Raw genomic sequence first — 16,040 nt, 5'->3', positions numbered from 1 at the left:
GGGAATTGGGAATTGGGAATTGGGAATTGGGAATTGGGAATTGGGAATTGGGAATTGGGAATTGGGAATTGGGGAATTGGGAATTGGGAATTGGGAATTGGGGAATTGGGAATTGGGAATTGGGAATTGGGCGGAGCGAAGCGGAGGGATGGGGCATGGGGCATGGGGCATGGGGCATAGGGCATGGGGCATTAAAACTAACCAATAGCCAATAACCAGTAACCAATAGCCAATAACCAGTAACCAATAACCAATAACCAGTAACCAATAACTACTGCCTTCTTCCTTAACCTAAAATCTGTTATGTTTAAATAAGTAACTCTGCCCGATCGCCCTCTCGACAGAGATTCTCAATCAATAGTGGCTTTCAACTCTAAATTGTAATTCTACTTAAATATCTGTGCGCGTTAACCTCACCGATCGGCAACAACACATCCTTTGGGCAACGGTTCGCCACTACATAGCTACAGCGGAACCCGTTGGCTCAAAAGCTTTGGTTGACGAATTCAACCTCAGCGTCAGCCCAGCTACAATTCGCAATGCTATGGGGACTCTCGAAAAAGCTGGACTGCTATATCAGCCCCACACTTCGGCCGGACGAATCCCCTCTGACTCCGGCTACAGAATTTATGTAGACCAGTTGATTCAGCCCTCTGATACCCTCGCCCGCAAGGTGGAACAGGTACTAGACCAGCTCAACTGGTCAGACGGCCGCATGGATGCCGCACTCCGCGGCGCTGCTCAAATCCTGGCAACTATCAGCGGTTACATTGCCATGATCACGATACCGCAAACCAATACGGCTTGCTTGCGCCACTTGCAACTGGTGCAGCTAGAGGCGGGAAAGGTGATGCTGATCGTGGTGACTGATGTTTACGAAACTCATTCGGTGTTGGTGCAGTTACCCAAGCACGCAGATGGTAGCTGGCCAGATGAGGCAATTGTCGATCGCCAATTGCAGATTTTGTCAAATTTTTTGAACAGCAAGCTGCGGGGGCGATCGATCTCGGAACTCTCAACTGTAGACTGGAGCGAGTTAGATCGAGACTTTGAACTCTACGCAGAATGGATGGAAACCATGCTGGCTGCTTTGAGCAGCCGCCAAAGCAATCCCACCTACACGCGAATTCTGATCGGCGGTTTGGCAGAAGCCCTGCGCTTGCCTGAGTTTTCGCAGTTGCAGCAAGTGCAAACCCTGGTGCAATTGCTCGAACAAGAGCAGGAACTGCTTTGGCCTTTGATTTTTGAATCGCCGGATTTGGAGAAGTCAGGGAAGCGGGTAACGGTGCGTATTGGCTCGGAAAATTCCTTAGAACCAATTCGCGGCTGTACTCTGATTTCTTCGATTTACCGCCGGGGATCGGTGCCGGTGGGTAGTGTTGGGGTTTTGGGGCCGACGCGGATGGTTTACGAAAATGCGATCGCGGTGGTGGAAGCTGCAGCAGATTATTTGTCGGAAGCTATGGGCGGAAATCGAGTTAATTTTCCAGAAGGATAAGCTGTGACGGCATTTGAATTTAATTTTGGGGCGGGCTAAGAGTGCCCGCCCGACTCATGGTTTCGAGAAATAGGGTTTTGAAAGTTAGATCCCACATTCGGCACCCTCAATTGTTGCTCGTTACGAATAAGAGCCTGGTAATGCAGATAGGCAAGGCTCTGCTTCTCTTTACCTCGCGGCTTGTGGAAAGAGAAAAGCGCGGCCGATGTTTAAGTTATTAAATTTTTGTTCCTTAGATCCCACATTCGACACCATCAACTGTTACGTTCGGTTTTTACGGTTTTAGATATAGCATTTAAGCTATAAATTATACTTTAAACCGTATATTTACGGAAACGAATCGGGAATAAGCCCGATCGCTCGCTGAAATAATCGATTATTCTCGGTGATTGTACTGTGAAACAGCCAGGGTAAGGAATATGGGTTAATACCTTGTTAGATGCACGCTAATGCGATCGCCCCAAGTTGAAGTAATTTGGTTTTTTTTGTGCCCTAAAGCCGCTTGCAACATCGAAACAACCGGGGTTGATTGACAAAAAATCTTGGCTTTTAGGTTCTGGTTGGGCCAAGAAACTAAAGCACTCGCGCTTCACGAGAGATTTTTATTCTAAAAAACGGGGTTTCTGCCTCCCTGGGTCGATCGCAAACAGTGAGGATTTGCAGGCGATTAAGAGCTCGATAGCTTAGTTTCTCGCTGGGAGATGGCAAGTGGGGCGATCGCACCTTGGCTATCCAAAAATTAAGGAAACTGGACAGACAATGCTAGGGAGGCACAAGTCAGTAAAATTTCCAAATATTAAGACATTTTAGAGAGTTGGTCAAAAACAACTAAAAAAGATTAGTGTTGATATGAAAGCTATATTTCTTTTGGAAATAGCTCTGGTTAGACAAATGCAAATAACTTGCAGTAAATTTAGCTTGATTGCGGCTCCATCAAAGATTTAAACGCTGAGTTAAGATCGAAACTCAATTTAGGGAATTTTCTTTTAGCATTCAATGAAATCGACCGATCAAACTAAGAATACCTTTGCAATCACAACGCCTCTGTACTATGTAAACGATTTACCTCACGTTGGCAGCGCTTACACGACTATGGCCGCAGATGCCCTAGCCAGATTTGAGCGGCTGCGGGGCAAATCGGTCTTGATGATTACCGGGACAGACGAACACGGGCAGAAAATTCAGCGCACCGCCGAGAGTTTGGGACGATCGCCCCAAGCTCACTGCGACTTAGTAGTTCCGGCCTTTGAAACGCTGTGGGAACAACTCTCTATCCAGTACGATCGCTTCATCCGCACAACTTCGCGCCGCCACGAGTACATTGTCAAAGAATTTTTCCAGCGCGTCTGGAACTCCGGCGACATCTACTTGAACCAGCAACAAGGCTGGTACTGCGTCTCCTGCGAAGAATTTAAAGATGAGCGGGATTTGTTACCGGGAAATCGGTGTTCCGTCCACACCAGCAAGGAAGTTGAGTGGCGCGACGAAGAAAACTACTTTTTTCGCCTGTCGCGATATCAAGACCAACTGCTGGCCTTGTACGCAGAACGTCCAAACTTCATCGCGCCGGAAAGTCGGCGCAATGAAGTTCTCAGCTTCGTCAACTCCGGCCTGCAAGACTTTTCGATTTCGAGAGTTAATCTCGCGTGGGGTCTGCCGATACCAGTTGATTCGAGTCACACCATTTACGTCTGGTTTGACGCTTTGCTGGGATACGTCACAGCCTTGCTAGATCCGGACAGCGATCCGATGTTAGAGAATGCTTTATCTAAATGGTGGCCGATCGACCTGCACTTGATCGGCAAAGATATTCTCCGGTTTCATGCAGTTTACTGGCCGGCAATGCTAATGTCAGCGGGTTTGTCAGTGCCGGGGCGCGTCTTCGCTCACGGTTTTTTGACCAAAGACGGCAAAAAAATGGGGAAATCGGAGGGCAATACTTTAAACCCAGTCGAATTGGTCAATAAATACGGCGCTGATGCAGTGCGTTACTATTTCCTCAAAGAAATTGAGTTCGGAGAAGACGGCGATTTTAATGAAACTCGGTTTATCAATATATTGAATGCTGAGCTAGCAAACGATTTGGGAAATTTGCTCAACCGCACCTTAAACATGGCTCGCAAATATTGCGGAGGCTTAGTGCCAAATGTATCAGCAGATAACATTTCCGGCGACAACCTTCTCAAGAGTATGAGCCTGGATTTGGGCGATCGAGTCGCGGGTTTTTACGAAGAATTGGCTTTTAGCAAGGCTTGCGAAGCTGTACTTGCATTAGTGAGAGCCGGGAACAAGTTTATTGACGTACAAGCACCTTGGAGTTTGTACAAGCAAGGACAGCTCGAAAGTGTCCAACAAGTGCTATATTCTGTTCTGGAATCTGTTAGACTGGCATCTTACCTTTTATCGCCGATACTTCCTAATATCAGCACTGCTATCTATCAGCAGCTAGGTTTTTCAATTGACTTTAACGATCGGGTTGCCGTTAACAGTTCAGCGACTTTTGCAGTTCATGCTGCCTGGGGCGCAATGCCTGCCAACCAAACTCTGGGAGAACCCCAACCAGTGTTTAAGCGGCTCGAACTGTTGGAAACATTACCGTCATAGTTCGCAGCCAGCGATCGGGTGCTATGACAGATTACGAATTAGCACTTTTTCCTTAACCAATCTTTCATAATAATTGAGGCATAACAATCATGTTGAATAGAATAGAAAGCAACGACCTTTTCACGCCGGAACAGGTACTCGAAAATCGGGGTCGAGTGGCAATTTTTATAGACGGGTCTAACCTTTTTTACGCGGCTTTGCAGTTGGGAATAGAAATTGATTACACTAAGCTCCTGTGCCGTTTAACTGCGGGTTCGCGGCTGCTGCGCTCTTTTTTCTACACTGGTGTCGATCGCACTAACGAGAAACAGCAGGGGTTTTTGCTGTGGATGCGTCGCAACGGCTACCGAGTGATTTCTAAGGATTTGGTGCAGTTACCAGATGGTTCTAAAAAAGCCAATTTGGATGTAGAAATTGCTGTGGACATGATGGCTTTAGTCGGGTCTTATGACACAGCGGTTTTGGTCAGCGGTGACGGCGATTTGGCCTATGCTGTGGATGCTGTGAGCTATCGCGGTGTGCGGGTGGAAGTCGTCAGTTTGCGATCGATGACCAGTGACAGTTTAATTAATGTAGCCGATCGCTACATCGATTTAGAAATGATTAAGGATGACATCCAAAAAACATCGCGCCCTAACTATGCTTACCGCCCGCTGTCGGGTCTAAGCTTGATGGAAGAACACGACGACAGATAGGGAATGGGGAATGGGGAATGGGGAATGGGGAATGGGGCATGGGGAATGGGGCATGGGGAATGGGGAATGGGGAATAGGTAAGGGGTGGAATCATTAAAACTTAGAAGTTAAAAATTTAGATAAAGTATAAAACATTTTTAATTTTTGATTTAGTGTTTTTAATTAGCCAATTACCAATTACCAATTACCAATTCCCAATTCCCAATTACCAATTACCAATGATTAATCTCCAATCTCAAAATTCCCATCTCAAATCCCCAAAATTCGTGCTGCTATTTTTAGCAGCATTGATTTTGGGGATTAGTGCTTGTGCTGCTCCCCAAGAAACTCAAAAGAATAAATTAGCGGACGATCTCAAAACCGCTCAGCAGGCAAACAGCAGTTTAACATTGAACAAAGTAACCCTAGAACAAGCAAACGAAAAGGGCGAGACCTTCTGGAAAGTGAACTCAAAAACGGCCGTTTACAGCAAAGACAAAAAGACAGTTGACGTTCAGAAACCAGTGGGAAAATTGTTTCAGGATGGCAAAGAAATATACGACATTCAGGGAGATACCGGGCAGGTATTTCAGGAAGGAAATCAGGTTTTTATCAAAGGTAACATCGTCGCTACTGACCTAAAAAATGGCTTGGTATTGCGGGGAAACGAGCTTGAGTGGCGACCGAAGGAAGATGTTTTAGTTGTTCGCAATAATTTGACTGGAGAGAACAAACAGGTGACAGCTTCAGCGAAGGAAGCGCGGGTTTTCAGTAGGGCGAAGAGGATGGAGTTATTCGGTTCTGTGGTGGCGAATGTGAAAGATCCGGTTTTGCAACTGCGTACCGAGCACTTAGTGTGGTTTGTCGAGCAACAAAAAATTAACAGCGACCAACCTACTCAAATTGATAGATATAAAGATAAAAAAGTAACAGACAGCGGTTTTGCTGACCAGGTAGATGTAGACTTAAAAACCAAGATTGCTACCTTAACGAAAAACGCTCAATTAATGCCATCAGACCCGCCGCTGCAAATAGAAAGTAGTTTGATGAGTTGGAATTTTCCGGCTCAATCTGTGGTATCGCCAGGGCCTGTGAAGGTTTTTCACCGAGTGGAAAAGGTGACGATGACTGGGGATCAGGGACGGGGAGATTTAGAGAAAAAGATTTTTTATTTAACTGGAAATGTGGTAGGAATTGGGGACAAACGTCAATCTCAATTAAATACCGATCGCGTAACGTGGTATTTAACTAACCAAACTTTTGATGCAGAAGGAAATGTGGTTTACAAGCAACTAAATCCGGTGTTTAATTTGACTGGGCCGAGGGCAGCGGGAGAGTTGAAAAATCAAACTGTGATTGTTAAGGGTGACGGTGGCGGCGGCCAAGTTGTTACGGAGTTTGTGCCGGATGAAAATAAGGGAATTTTGGAAAGTAAATAGAATTGCAACCGCAGATGTCGGCAGACGAACGCAGGTGAACGCAGATATAATGAAGACGGGATTGAGTAAGGAGCGGTTCGGATGACGACAACTTTAGAAAAGTTAGAAAAGCTCGATGAACCTATCTTAATTGACGGACTGAGCTGGAGAGAGTTTAAAGCTGTTGAACAGTTGCTCTCACGCCCGGGAATCAGGCTGTCATTTTTAGATGGGGTATTGGAGATTAGACGTATTTCTGGAAGAAAACATCAAATTGTTAAAGAACGGATTTCAACGCTAGTGAATCTGTATTTGGAATATGCAGGGATTGATTTTACTCCAACGGGCTCGGTGACGCTGGAAAGTGAAGCTGGAAAGGTGAAGCGAGAAGCGGATCAGTCTTACGAATTGGGCGCTAACCGAGAACGTCCTGATTTGGTGGTGGAAGTGGTGGTGACTAGCGGTGGGATTAATAAGTTGGAGGCTTACAAACGCCTGGAAATTCCTGAAGTTTGGTTTTGGGAAAATGGCGCACTTGGTATGTATTCGTTGGGGGCTGATGGATATGCAGAGGTCGATCGCTCTTGTGTTCTCCCAGACTTAGATATTGTACTATTGGCGCGGTGTATCAATATGGAAAATCACCTTCAATCCATGCGCGAATTCAGACAAGCAATTCCAAGTGTTTAGAGAGGCTGCGCGTAAAAAACGACAAATCACAATTAGAAGCTTTTTAACGCCACACACGCCTCAAATTTAGCACAAATCCGGGCAATATATCTTCACCGGACAACTCGGCTGGATCGATTAATATTTCTACTTCTACCTGCTGTCTATAAATTTCTACCCGCCGATTTTGCGGGTCAATTAACCAACCCAATCTCGCCCCGTTTTCCATGTATTCCCGCATCTTTACTTGGAGAGTCGGGAGACTGTCAGATGCCGATCGCAATTCTACTACAAAGTCTGGACACAGGGGAACGAAGCCTTTTCGCTGTTTTGGTGTCAAGGCTTCGAGGCGTTCTCGACTCACCCAGGAAGCGTCGGGAGAACGGTTAGCACCGTTAGGAAGGATGAATCCTCCCGAAGAGTCAAAACCCGATCCTAAATCCTCGTTGTCATCGCACCAGCGAGCAAGTTGCCCGGTAATGTTGAAATTCCTTTCGCTGGATTCTCCGCCGGTGGGTGGATTCACGATTAATTCTCCTTCTGTGGTTCTTTCTAATCTCAAGTCGGGATTTGCCGATGCTAAAGCCTCGAATTGTTCGCCGGTGACTAATAGGGCGATCGAATTCGGCACTTCTAGAGATATAGTTTGTGGTTCAGTAAATGTTTGTACCATATTCAATTCCAGGGTTTTTTGGGTAAAACTTGGTAACAAAAAACTATTGTGAAGGGTGCGTCGCTGTGATACTTTAAAGCTGACTTGCAGATTATCAATAGCGACGCACCCTACGGTTTCTACTTTTTCCTTTTTCCTTCTTGCTTCTTCCCTCTTCCTTCGATTACAACTGACCAAAACCTTTTTTAGGCTTGTTCTTTTTCTTTTTCTTCTGGCCGCCCATTCCCGGCATTCCCGGCATTCCTCCCATTCCTGGCATTCCCGGCATTCCTCCCATTCCTGCAAAGTTGCCTTGACTCATTTGCTGCATCATGGTACGCATTTTTTGGAAGTCGCTGACGAGTTTTGTTACGTCATTTTCGGCGTAGCCTGCGCCTTTGCCGATACGGCGGCGACGGGATGGAGAACTTGCTAAAAGTTCGGGATTGCGGCGTTCTTCAATAGTCATTGAATTAATCATGGCTTCGGTGCGTTTTAGCTGCACTTCTCCCTGCCGCATTTGTTCGTCTGAGAGTTTGTTCATCCCCGGAATCATTTTCATGATGCCGCCGAGGGAACCCATATTTTTTAACAGTCTGGTTTGTTTGAGAAAGTCGGTAAAGTCAAACTTTGCCGTGAGCATTTTCTCTTGCATTTTCTCGGCGTCGGCGATGTCGAATTCTTCTTGCGCTTTTTCGACTAGCGTCAAGACATCGCCCATGCCAAGTATTCTCGATGCCATGCGATCGGGATAAAATGGTTGCAATGCTTCCACTTTTTCGCCTACGCCGACAAATTTAATCGGCGCGCCGGATATTTGGCGCACGGATAAGGCTGCACCGCCGCGGCTGTCGCCGTCTAATTTGGTGAGGATTGCACCGGTAATCCCGATTTCTTCGTGAAAAGTGCGGGTTAAATTTGCGGCTTCTTGGCCGGTCATGGCATCAACAACTAACAGCGTTTCATGGGGTTGTACTGTTTGTTTGATGCGAACCAATTCTGCCATCATTTCTTGGTCGATTTGCAGGCGGCCTGCTGTATCGATGATGATGGTATCTACGCCTAGTTCTTTGCCGCGTTCGAGCCCTTGGCGGGCGATTTCTACGGGATCGGTATCTTTGCCTAATTCAAATACTGGTACGTCGATTTGTTTACCGAGGGTAAGCAATTGGTCGATCGCGGCTGGTCGATAAATGTCGGTGGCGACTAGCAGTGCGGTAAGATTTTGCTTGCGGAGGTGCAGGGCTAGTTTGGCGGTGGCCGTGGTTTTCCCGGTTCCTTGCAAACCGGCCATCAGGATGACGGTGGGCCCGGATTCGGCGGTGGCGAGGGGTACATTGGTTTCCCCCATGACGCGGACGAGTTCGTCGTGGACGATTTTGATGAATTGTTGGTCGGGACGGACGCCTGAAACGACTTCTGCCCCTTGTGCTTTGGCCGTTACCTCTCCGACAAAGTTTTTGACGACTTGGAGGTTGACATCGGCTTCCAGGAGGGCGCGGCGGACTTCTTTGATGGCGTCTTGGATGTTGCTCTCGGAGATTTTATTCTGTCCGCGCAGTTTTTTCCAGGTGGATTCGAGTCGATCGGCAAGGGCTTCAAACATAGGGCTTTGTTGGCTAGTCAGTCTTTTTTATTTTAAGGCTAAACGGGGGTTTTTGGATTGATGTTTTGCTAATTTTTCAATAATCCTTTCAGGGCGGGCTAGAAACCCACCCCACAATAAAATTAATTCATAATATTGTGGAACAGGCCGGAGAGCCTGTTCTCAAGAATGCTGCAACGTGTGATTTTTTATGTATTCTGCGATCGCCCCTTGGACTGCAAACAGGGTGCGATCGCCCTTTTGGACTTTTTCGATTAACAACCTCCGTCTCAAGGATTCGACGGCTTTTAGGAATTCGGAAGCGGATAATTCGAGAAGGGCTGGCTTTTTGGATATCTCGACTGCTTTGTTTTGATTTGCCAACCAGAACATTACTTGTTTTTCGGTGTCTGACAAGCGCTGAAAATGTTGGTGCAATAAATATTCTAAATCTCCTAAAACTAAGCTATCATAGGATAAAAAATCTGAAATATTGCCGTTAAATTAAGTCTTGAATTGCAGCGGCTGCTGTATTCAACCACAAGGGATTACCTCGGTAAAGATCGATCAATTCTGACCATTTTTCTGATTCTGCTAATCCTTTTTCTGTGAAGATTTCTCGCGCTGATTCGCCTAAACCATTGAGTTGCAATGTTTGACAAGTTTTCTGGCGGTTTTCTAAGGCTGCAATTTCTCTGGGTTTTTCCCAACTAATCAAAATTAGGCAACTGTTGTGGCATGATTCTGCTATTTGTTTGAAGAATGCGCCGTAATTTTCATAGCCTGGTTGGTAAGTTCCTGCGAGTTGTTGGCTGCTGAAAATTGTTTGCACATCATCGAGGATGATGAGACAGCGGTGCGATCGCAAATAGTTGATTAAATATGGTAATTCAGTTTCTTGCTGCTGCGATAGGAATTGAATTAAGTCGGTTTGGAGTGTTGGGAGGGCTGGTGCGTCGCGGAGGCTTCGCCAGATGATGCAGTCGAATTCGTGTTGAATTTGTGGGATTAGTTGGAGTGTCAGGGCGGTTTTGCCAATACCGGATAAGCCTAGGATGGTGATGAGACGGGTGCGGCTTGAAATCCAGTTTTCGAGGGTGGTGAGTTCGGATGTGCGATCGTAAAATGTGGAGATTTCCGGTGCGTCGCTTAAGTCGATGCGGGGCTGTTTTGATGTTGGTTGCGGGTTTTGGGGCGTTTTGGGCGATCGTACTTTTTCACGACAAACGTTAAAGTTATTATTGACTGTGACATTCTCGCCAACTTTAATATTATCGCCAACTATAGCTAATTGATAATTATAAATTTTTTCCTTCTCTAATACAGTCCTAAAATTTGCTTTAGTAATATTTTTTCCTAATCCTTTAGAAAGTATTTTCCAAAGTTGTGATCCGACATTTCTGACATGACTTGGACTTGAGTAAACTTCTTGAGCAATTTGCGTGTAAGTTGTGTCTTGTAAAGTGCCCCGTAGAATAGCTTCTTGCACGTAATCTAAATGCTTTCCCGTCTTAGCAAAAATTAGCTCATCTGCCAGTGTCAAAACTTCGGCAATATCCATAGATTAGGGAGAAGCTGGAGTTTACACCATTCATTATACCTGATATTTCGTACAATTGTGACATTTTTGATTTTGTCATCTATCTAAAGTCAGGACTTTTCCTACACAGCTCATCCTTTATATTAGTTCATTAAGGTATTAGCAGGATATTTTTATGAAGCGAGTGCGGTGGCTTAGCGGTTTGTTGTCGGCTGGGGTATTGTCTTTTACTCTAGCGACAGTTGGCGCACAAGTGGCACAGGCCCAGCGCGAAATGTATATACTCGACCTGAACTGTGTTGAGAGATGGAAGAGTAGTTATTATAGAACTATAAGTACAGATGTTTCCATAGCCAGAGAAATACACACCAGCATTCTGAAAGCAGAACCTTTCGGTATCACCTGTAGACTGCCTGGGGGTCGCGCCTCTCTCCGAATAGAATATGGAGTTAGGGATCAAGATAGCAAACCCCCTGCGAAAATAGATGTTTATGTAGATGGAAATCAAGTAGCTTCCCAGGTAGGGAAAGCTGGGCAGGTCAATACAATGCTGGTAGATGTCAGTAATGGAAAAAGTGTGGCTATTGATATCTCTTGTTCCAGAGCAACAAATTGTAACAACTATAATGAATTGTACTACTTCTTCTGGTTTCATGTTATACCGGGCGCAAGCTCTCCAGGGAGAAGATAAATTATGAGCCTCAGCCGCCGTCAATTCAATCGGATCGTCATCTGGGGTGGCGCTTCTTTTGCCGCTTCCGCAACATCCGGCATCTTTTTCCCCAAACCTGCCGAAGCTTATTCCCTAGAATTTCCGATTAGTGCCTTATCAGCCGATCGCGTTTTTAACGGAATTCAAAAATATTGCGGAGCAGAACCCATCCCCGGCGTTCTCTCAACAATCTTACAAGGGAATAGTAATGTTAGCAACAAAGTAGAATTAGCAGTGGCTAACGCCATTCGCACCGCAGACAAAGAATTTGTCAACCGCAATTTTACCAGCAAAAGAACCGAATTAGCCGTAACTGGCAGCGGTTCTAATTTTGCATCAGATACCAGTCGGCTTTGGGGCCGGCAAAGACAAGAGCAAGTCGGCCCAAATGTTGGCTTTGGCTTCGTGCAAAAGTGGGAAGATCAATACAGCGACTCCAAAATTTCTGGGCCGACAATGTGCGCTATTCATAACGCTCAACAAGTCTTAGCCGATCAAAGACTAACACCTCCAGAAATCGCGGCTTCTGTATTGCCAACGCGATCGCGAATAGATGATATGAGTTCTTGGGGAGGAGATGCCGATGCGTCTGCTGGGAGGAATCCCGGTGCTGTTTTTGCTCAATACGATACAGCGGCGGGTACGGTGACTTCTCGCTACGATTTAGTTGAACCGGGGCCGAAAGGTTTTGGGCGAGTTGAGTATACTATTGAAGCGGAAGATCAGCCTCGGCGGGTGATTTTGGTGACGGTAAGGTTTTAGTAATACAGATATTCGGTAGGGACACAGCACTGCTGTGTCCTCTTTCTGTATTTCTGCGAATACGGACACGGCAGTGCCGTTTCCCTACGGCGAATACGGACACGGCAGTGCCGTTTCCCTACAAATATTCTGTATCAAATCAATTTGACCTTTGCAATTGACCAATCAAATCTAATGCTTTTTTAGCATCATCGTTCATTCCTTGAGCTCTAAATAAATTAGCAGCTTGTTGCAAATCTGCGATCGCCCCTTGTCTATCTCCCATTCTCACCAACGTAATTCCTCGGTTAGCAAAAGCCTTAGCATAATTGGGATTGAGTTGAATTGCTTGAGTGTAATCAGCTAAGGCAGAGCGATCGTTATTGATGCGAAACAGCGCCAATCCTCTGTTAAAATAAGTGTTGGCGCGACCGGGATTAATTTGCAGCGCTTGATTGAAATCGTCGATCGCCCCTTTTTGATCGCCCAAGTCCGAAAGTGCTAATCCTCGGTTGTTGTAAGCCGCTGCAAAGTTTCTATCCAAGCGGATGACTTGAGTATAATCTGCGATCGCCCCCGGTTTGTCTCCCATTGCCGACAAAACCAGCCCACGATTGTAGTAAGCATCAACATAACCGGCATTTAGGGCGATCGCCTTGCTATAATCAGCGATACTCTTGGGCATTTGTTTCAAATCGAAATAAGCGAGGGCTCGATAAAAATAAGCTTCTGAATAATCGGATTGAGTTTGAATCGCTTGGTTAAAATCGGCAACAGCCCCTGACAAATCTCCCTTGTCAAAGCGAGTTAAGCCCCGAACGTAATAAGTCTTAGCATCTTGCGGATTGTTCAGTTTTAGAGGTACATTAGCTGTTGGAGAGGTATTTATCAAAAGAGCAGAACGATTTAAGCCAGTCTCGGATAATTTAGATAGAAAAGTGTTAATAGGAATCGCTGAATTGAATCCTGTTTTAGTAATGGCTAAACCTGTGACAACTTTTCTGTCCCTATCTGTGACACGATCGTAATCGCGATCGCCTTCTCCGTGAATCCCAACTACACGCCCTTCTCCATCAAATACAGGCCCTCCGCTCATTCCGCCTTTCGTGACAGCATTGTAGCGCAAAGTATAACCGTCTGAATGATTCGAGAGACGGCTGGTAACAAAGCCTGGTGAAAACTCAAAATTGCGTTCAGTTTGATCTTTTCTGCTAGGCGGAATACCTGGATAGCCAAACACAAAAATTTCTGTTCCAACAGTAGCTTGTTCGGAATCGCCTAAAGTTATAACTGGATAAGATTCTGCACTGTTAAATGTTACGACTGCTAAATCTGGAGCATTCTGGCCTTTCTGCAATAGTACACTACGGGTTACTGGATAATCTTTTCCCGTATGACTGCGAATTGTATAGGTATCCCGATCGGCAACAACGTGATTAGCTGTCAGTACAGTGTAAGTCGTGCCTTGTTTGGCAATGATAAATCCAGTCCCGCTACCCGTTGTTTTGCCATTAATTTGAACGGTGGTAGAAATCGCTAATTGAGCAATTTCTTGGGGAGTTTTTGCAAAGACGGGCGCTTGTGCAAAGATGACTATTCATGCTACCGTTACTGTTCCTGCTAGGATGCTGGTGAGGGAATCAAAGCGCGAATAATCCCTATTCATAGGTTATTGCTGAAGAGTAAGACTTTTTATACTCCGAATAGTATAGATTAAAATAAAATTTCTGAAAACCAGAAAGCCTGGATGTTTGCGGATGATTGCGATTTTTATGACATTTCGTACATTTCGTATATTTCCGCCATTGCCGGCATTACTCTGCCATATTTTATTTGTATATCTTCTAGGTTAACCCGCTCGCACTGCATCACGAAACAGTTTCAAAGCTTCTTTTTCTTCCGACATTTGCAGGCATCTCCCCAGCAATTCTAGATCCAAATCTGGCAAAAGTACGCTCCTCGAAATGCGATCGTAACCCTCCGATTTCAGTTGGTAAATCGAAAACACTCCGTCTTGCCAAAACCAAACTTCCGCTACGTTAAATCGGCGGTAGTATTCCAGTTTATTAATAGTGCCGCTAGTAAAAACAACTTCGATCGCCAAATCAGGTGTTTCTCGCTGCCGCCGATCCTCGCCAAAGTAGTAAGATAAATCAGGTTCCTTGCTGCTGCCTTTTGTTTCCCCTTGGAGTGTAGCGCTACCCGTCGGTCTAAAACTCATATCTTTTTCTAAAAAAAACTGGCCTAGCAGCAACGCCAGCAGGCATTTAATGGTTTCGTGTTCCGGCGAAAGTGTCATAATTTCTACATATCCGTCCAGGTAAGACAAGCGAACACTGCGAGTGTACTCTAGCAAGGAATCCAAAGCTTTGAACTGTTCCCAAGTCATTGATAGCGGCAAAATTAACCGCTGTTCCGGGAGTGCAGTTAATTGCGGGTGAATTGTAGCGGTCATTTATAATTTCCCCGAGTTCGAGTTGCTACTTGTAGATTAGCATAAAAACTATCTTATGACTTTTGCAACTAACACAATTAGTTGGGTGCGTCAGAGATACCAGCTTTCAATAATCGCTTCACAATCACAGTCTGACGCACCCTACAATTACAATTCGATTAAATTTTCAGTCGGGTGCGTCAGAGATACCAGCTTTCAATAATCGCTTCACAATCACAGTCTGACGCACCCTACAATTCGATTTAGTTTCCGCCTACACAAAACTAAGCCAAAAACTGGAACTGAGTACCGTTAATTGCCAAAGCAAACGGACTGGCTTCTTCAAAGGAACCGAGAAGCTCAAAGTTATCTGTGTTTAAAACTACCCCCAAAATCCGTCCGTCTCTTCGATTGCGAATCACCATATCATCAATAATTCCGTCGTTATCGTAAGCGATCAGATTGTCGTCAGTGAAGAGGAGGTCTAGTTCTGTTAAACCGTCAGTCAAACCGATGCGATCGCCTTCCTCAAAATTAAAATCTGTAATGACATCGGCTGCATTGACTCCAAATCCTTCGTCGTTGCTTCTGAGCACAAATATATCAGCACCGGGGCCTCCCGTGAGTACGTCAACTCCCCGATCGCCCACCAAGAAATCGTTGCCATCATTGCCGTCTAAATCATCGTCTCCTTGCCCTCCCCGCAGGACATCGTTTCCAGACCCTCCAAAAATAATGTCGTTTCCCGCGTCGCCCCTAACTAAATCGTTGCCATCATTTCCATCCAGGCGATCGTTCTCTTTGCCGCCGTAAATGATATCATTTCCCTCGCCACCGCCGATAATATCATCCCCATTATTTCCTAGCAGCCGTTCGTTAGAATCCGACGAACCTGCTATAGTATCGTTGCCGTCTAGTCCCCAAACTCCCCAGGGAAAAGACGATAAATTTCCCTCTTCTACGTCAATCTCATCTGGTGTAGCGAATGCCAAAAAACGCGGCCCGCCGCCAGCAAATACAGGAAATCCAGTCAAATCACCGATGAGATTGTTAATCGTCAAAGCCATAAGTATGTCCTTGCAAAATGTTAATATTTACATTATATATTTTAATTAAATCCTTGGCAAATAGCAAGGATATTTTATTTTGCATTACTTCAATTAACTAAATAATTGATGGCAATTGGCAAATTATCAATTACTAATTACAAATTTGAATTGCCAAGGCTGTGCGTCGTTCAACCCAAAGCTGCTAAGCTGTTGTGCATTTAAAACGCATATTGGTATAATATAACATAATGATATTCAGAAAAAGTGAATGCCTGCTAAAAATTTTCTAAGTTCCGAAACAAAGGAAACTCTTCAACAAGTATTAAAAGAGCATGAGCATCCAGACATTCGGCAAAGATCCTTAATTTTTTTGTTATTAAATAACGAAAATACACAAGCTCAAACTGCTGAACTAATTGGATGTTCTCTAAGAAAAGTTGCTTATTGGAGTATTCAGGGTGATC

General features: G+C 45.1%; 14 protein-coding genes and 1 pseudogene. 8 read left to right on the top strand and 7 right to left on the bottom strand.

Features of this window, described 5'->3' with window-relative positions; all coding sequences use genetic code 11:
- The 6 genes from QUB13_RS29525 to QUB13_RS29500 all read left to right on the top strand — a co-directional run.
- Positions 1 to 180 (top strand): hypothetical protein (locus QUB13_RS29525; RefSeq protein WP_333388426.1); only part of this gene is annotated, 180 nt, incomplete at its 5' end.
- 214 nt (positions 181 to 394) lie between these two features.
- Positions 395 to 1,498, top strand: coding sequence for a heat-inducible transcriptional repressor HrcA (gene hrcA / locus QUB13_RS29520; protein ID WP_442922217.1), 1,104 nt, complete (start codon positions 395 to 397; stop codon positions 1,496 to 1,498).
- Between the two features lie 996 nt (positions 1,499 to 2,494).
- Positions 2,495 to 4,102, top strand: a complete 1,608-nt coding sequence (gene metG / locus QUB13_RS29515) for a methionine--tRNA ligase (protein ID WP_333388420.1) — start codon at positions 2,495 to 2,497, stop codon at positions 4,100 to 4,102.
- An 89-nt stretch (positions 4,103 to 4,191) separates the two neighbouring features.
- On the top strand, positions 4,192 to 4,797 hold the full coding sequence (locus tag QUB13_RS29510) for a LabA-like NYN domain-containing protein (RefSeq protein WP_006631885.1): 606 nt from the start codon (positions 4,192 to 4,194) through the stop codon (positions 4,795 to 4,797).
- 218 nt (positions 4,798 to 5,015) lie between these two features.
- Positions 5,016 to 6,215: an LPS export ABC transporter periplasmic protein LptC gene (gene lptC / locus QUB13_RS29505; protein WP_333388416.1), complete on the top strand. Its 1,200-nt coding sequence runs from the start codon at positions 5,016 to 5,018 to the stop codon at positions 6,213 to 6,215.
- 81 nt (positions 6,216 to 6,296) lie between these two features.
- Positions 6,297 to 6,884 (top strand): Uma2 family endonuclease, encoded by a 588-nt coding sequence (locus QUB13_RS29500; protein ID WP_333388413.1) that lies wholly within the window; start codon positions 6,297 to 6,299, stop codon positions 6,882 to 6,884.
- Positions 6,885 to 6,927: 43 nt separating this feature from the next.
- Here the strand turns inward: QUB13_RS29500 and QUB13_RS29495 are convergent, their stop codons facing one another.
- The 4 genes from QUB13_RS29495 to QUB13_RS29480 all read right to left on the bottom strand — a co-directional run bounded on the left by QUB13_RS29495 (position 6,928) and on the right by QUB13_RS29480 (position 10,661).
- Complete coding sequence (locus QUB13_RS29495) at positions 6,928 to 7,536, bottom strand: Uma2 family endonuclease (protein WP_333388430.1); 609 nt, start codon at positions 7,534 to 7,536, stop codon at positions 6,928 to 6,930.
- 163 nt (positions 7,537 to 7,699) lie between these two features.
- Positions 7,700 to 9,121, bottom strand: coding sequence for a signal recognition particle protein (gene ffh, locus QUB13_RS29490; RefSeq protein WP_333388410.1), 1,422 nt, complete (start codon positions 9,119 to 9,121; stop codon positions 7,700 to 7,702).
- A 162-nt stretch (positions 9,122 to 9,283) separates the two neighbouring features.
- Positions 9,284 to 9,517 carry a hypothetical protein gene (locus QUB13_RS29485; RefSeq protein WP_333388408.1) on the bottom strand — a complete coding sequence of 78 codons (234 nt, stop codon included), beginning with the start codon at positions 9,515 to 9,517 and terminating at the stop codon, positions 9,284 to 9,286.
- 82 nt (positions 9,518 to 9,599) lie between these two features.
- Positions 9,600 to 10,661, bottom strand: a complete 1,062-nt coding sequence (locus tag QUB13_RS29480; RefSeq protein WP_333388405.1) for an NB-ARC domain-containing protein — start codon at positions 10,659 to 10,661, stop codon at positions 9,600 to 9,602.
- Between the two features lie 673 nt (positions 10,662 to 11,334).
- Here QUB13_RS29480 and QUB13_RS29475 point away from each other — a divergent pair.
- Positions 11,335 to 12,114, top strand: coding sequence for a Tat pathway signal protein (locus tag QUB13_RS29475; RefSeq protein ID WP_333388402.1), 780 nt, complete (start codon positions 11,335 to 11,337; stop codon positions 12,112 to 12,114).
- A gap of 139 nt (positions 12,115 to 12,253) precedes the next feature.
- On the opposite strand, the gene QUB13_RS29470 is transcribed toward QUB13_RS29475, so the two are convergent.
- From QUB13_RS29470 to QUB13_RS29460, 3 genes are all read right to left on the bottom strand, one after another.
- Positions 12,254 to 13,609: a tetratricopeptide repeat-containing S1 family peptidase gene (locus tag QUB13_RS29470; RefSeq protein WP_333388427.1), complete on the bottom strand. Its 1,356-nt coding sequence runs from the start codon at positions 13,607 to 13,609 to the stop codon at positions 12,254 to 12,256.
- 333 nt (positions 13,610 to 13,942) lie between these two features.
- A complete protein-coding gene (locus QUB13_RS29465; protein WP_333388399.1) occupies positions 13,943 to 14,548 on the bottom strand; it encodes a Uma2 family endonuclease in 606 nt (201 codons plus the stop codon).
- Positions 14,549 to 14,811: 263 nt separating this feature from the next.
- Positions 14,812 to 15,594, bottom strand: coding sequence for a calcium-binding protein (locus QUB13_RS29460; RefSeq protein WP_333091821.1), 783 nt, complete (start codon positions 15,592 to 15,594; stop codon positions 14,812 to 14,814).
- Between the two features lie 250 nt (positions 15,595 to 15,844).
- Between QUB13_RS29460 and QUB13_RS29455 the strand changes: the two are divergent.
- Positions 15,845 to 16,040 (top strand): annotated as a pseudogene (locus QUB13_RS29455) (IS630 family transposase); the annotation flags it as partial.

This window comes from Microcoleus sp. B4-D4 (assembly GCF_036705185.1).
Classification (GTDB): Bacteria; Cyanobacteriota; Cyanobacteriia; order Cyanobacteriales; family Microcoleaceae; genus Microcoleus.
The sequence above is the reverse complement of the archived record's forward strand: the minus strand, read 5'-3'. Positions and strand labels throughout refer to the sequence as shown.

Coding starts and splice junctions, on each gene's coding strand:
- QUB13_RS29500 (WP_333388413.1), top strand. CDS start 6,297: ATGACGACAACTTTAGAAAAGTTAGAAAAGCTCGATGAACCTATCTTA.
- QUB13_RS29480 (WP_333388405.1), bottom strand. CDS start 10,661: ATGGATATTGCCGAAGTTTTGACACTGGCAGATGAGCTAATTTTTGCT.
- QUB13_RS29510 (WP_006631885.1), top strand. CDS start 4,192: ATGTTGAATAGAATAGAAAGCAACGACCTTTTCACGCCGGAACAGGTA.
- ffh (WP_333388410.1), bottom strand. CDS start 9,121: ATGTTTGAAGCCCTTGCCGATCGACTCGAATCCACCTGGAAAAAACTG.
- lptC (WP_333388416.1), top strand. CDS start 5,016: ATGATTAATCTCCAATCTCAAAATTCCCATCTCAAATCCCCAAAATTC.
- metG (WP_333388420.1), top strand. CDS start 2,495: ATGAAATCGACCGATCAAACTAAGAATACCTTTGCAATCACAACGCCT.
- QUB13_RS29495 (WP_333388430.1), bottom strand. CDS start 7,536: ATGGTACAAACATTTACTGAACCACAAACTATATCTCTAGAAGTGCCG.
- QUB13_RS29465 (WP_333388399.1), bottom strand. CDS start 14,548: ATGACCGCTACAATTCACCCGCAATTAACTGCACTCCCGGAACAGCGG.
- QUB13_RS29460 (WP_333091821.1), bottom strand. CDS start 15,594: ATGGCTTTGACGATTAACAATCTCATCGGTGATTTGACTGGATTTCCT.
- QUB13_RS29475 (WP_333388402.1), top strand. CDS start 11,335: ATGAGCCTCAGCCGCCGTCAATTCAATCGGATCGTCATCTGGGGTGGC.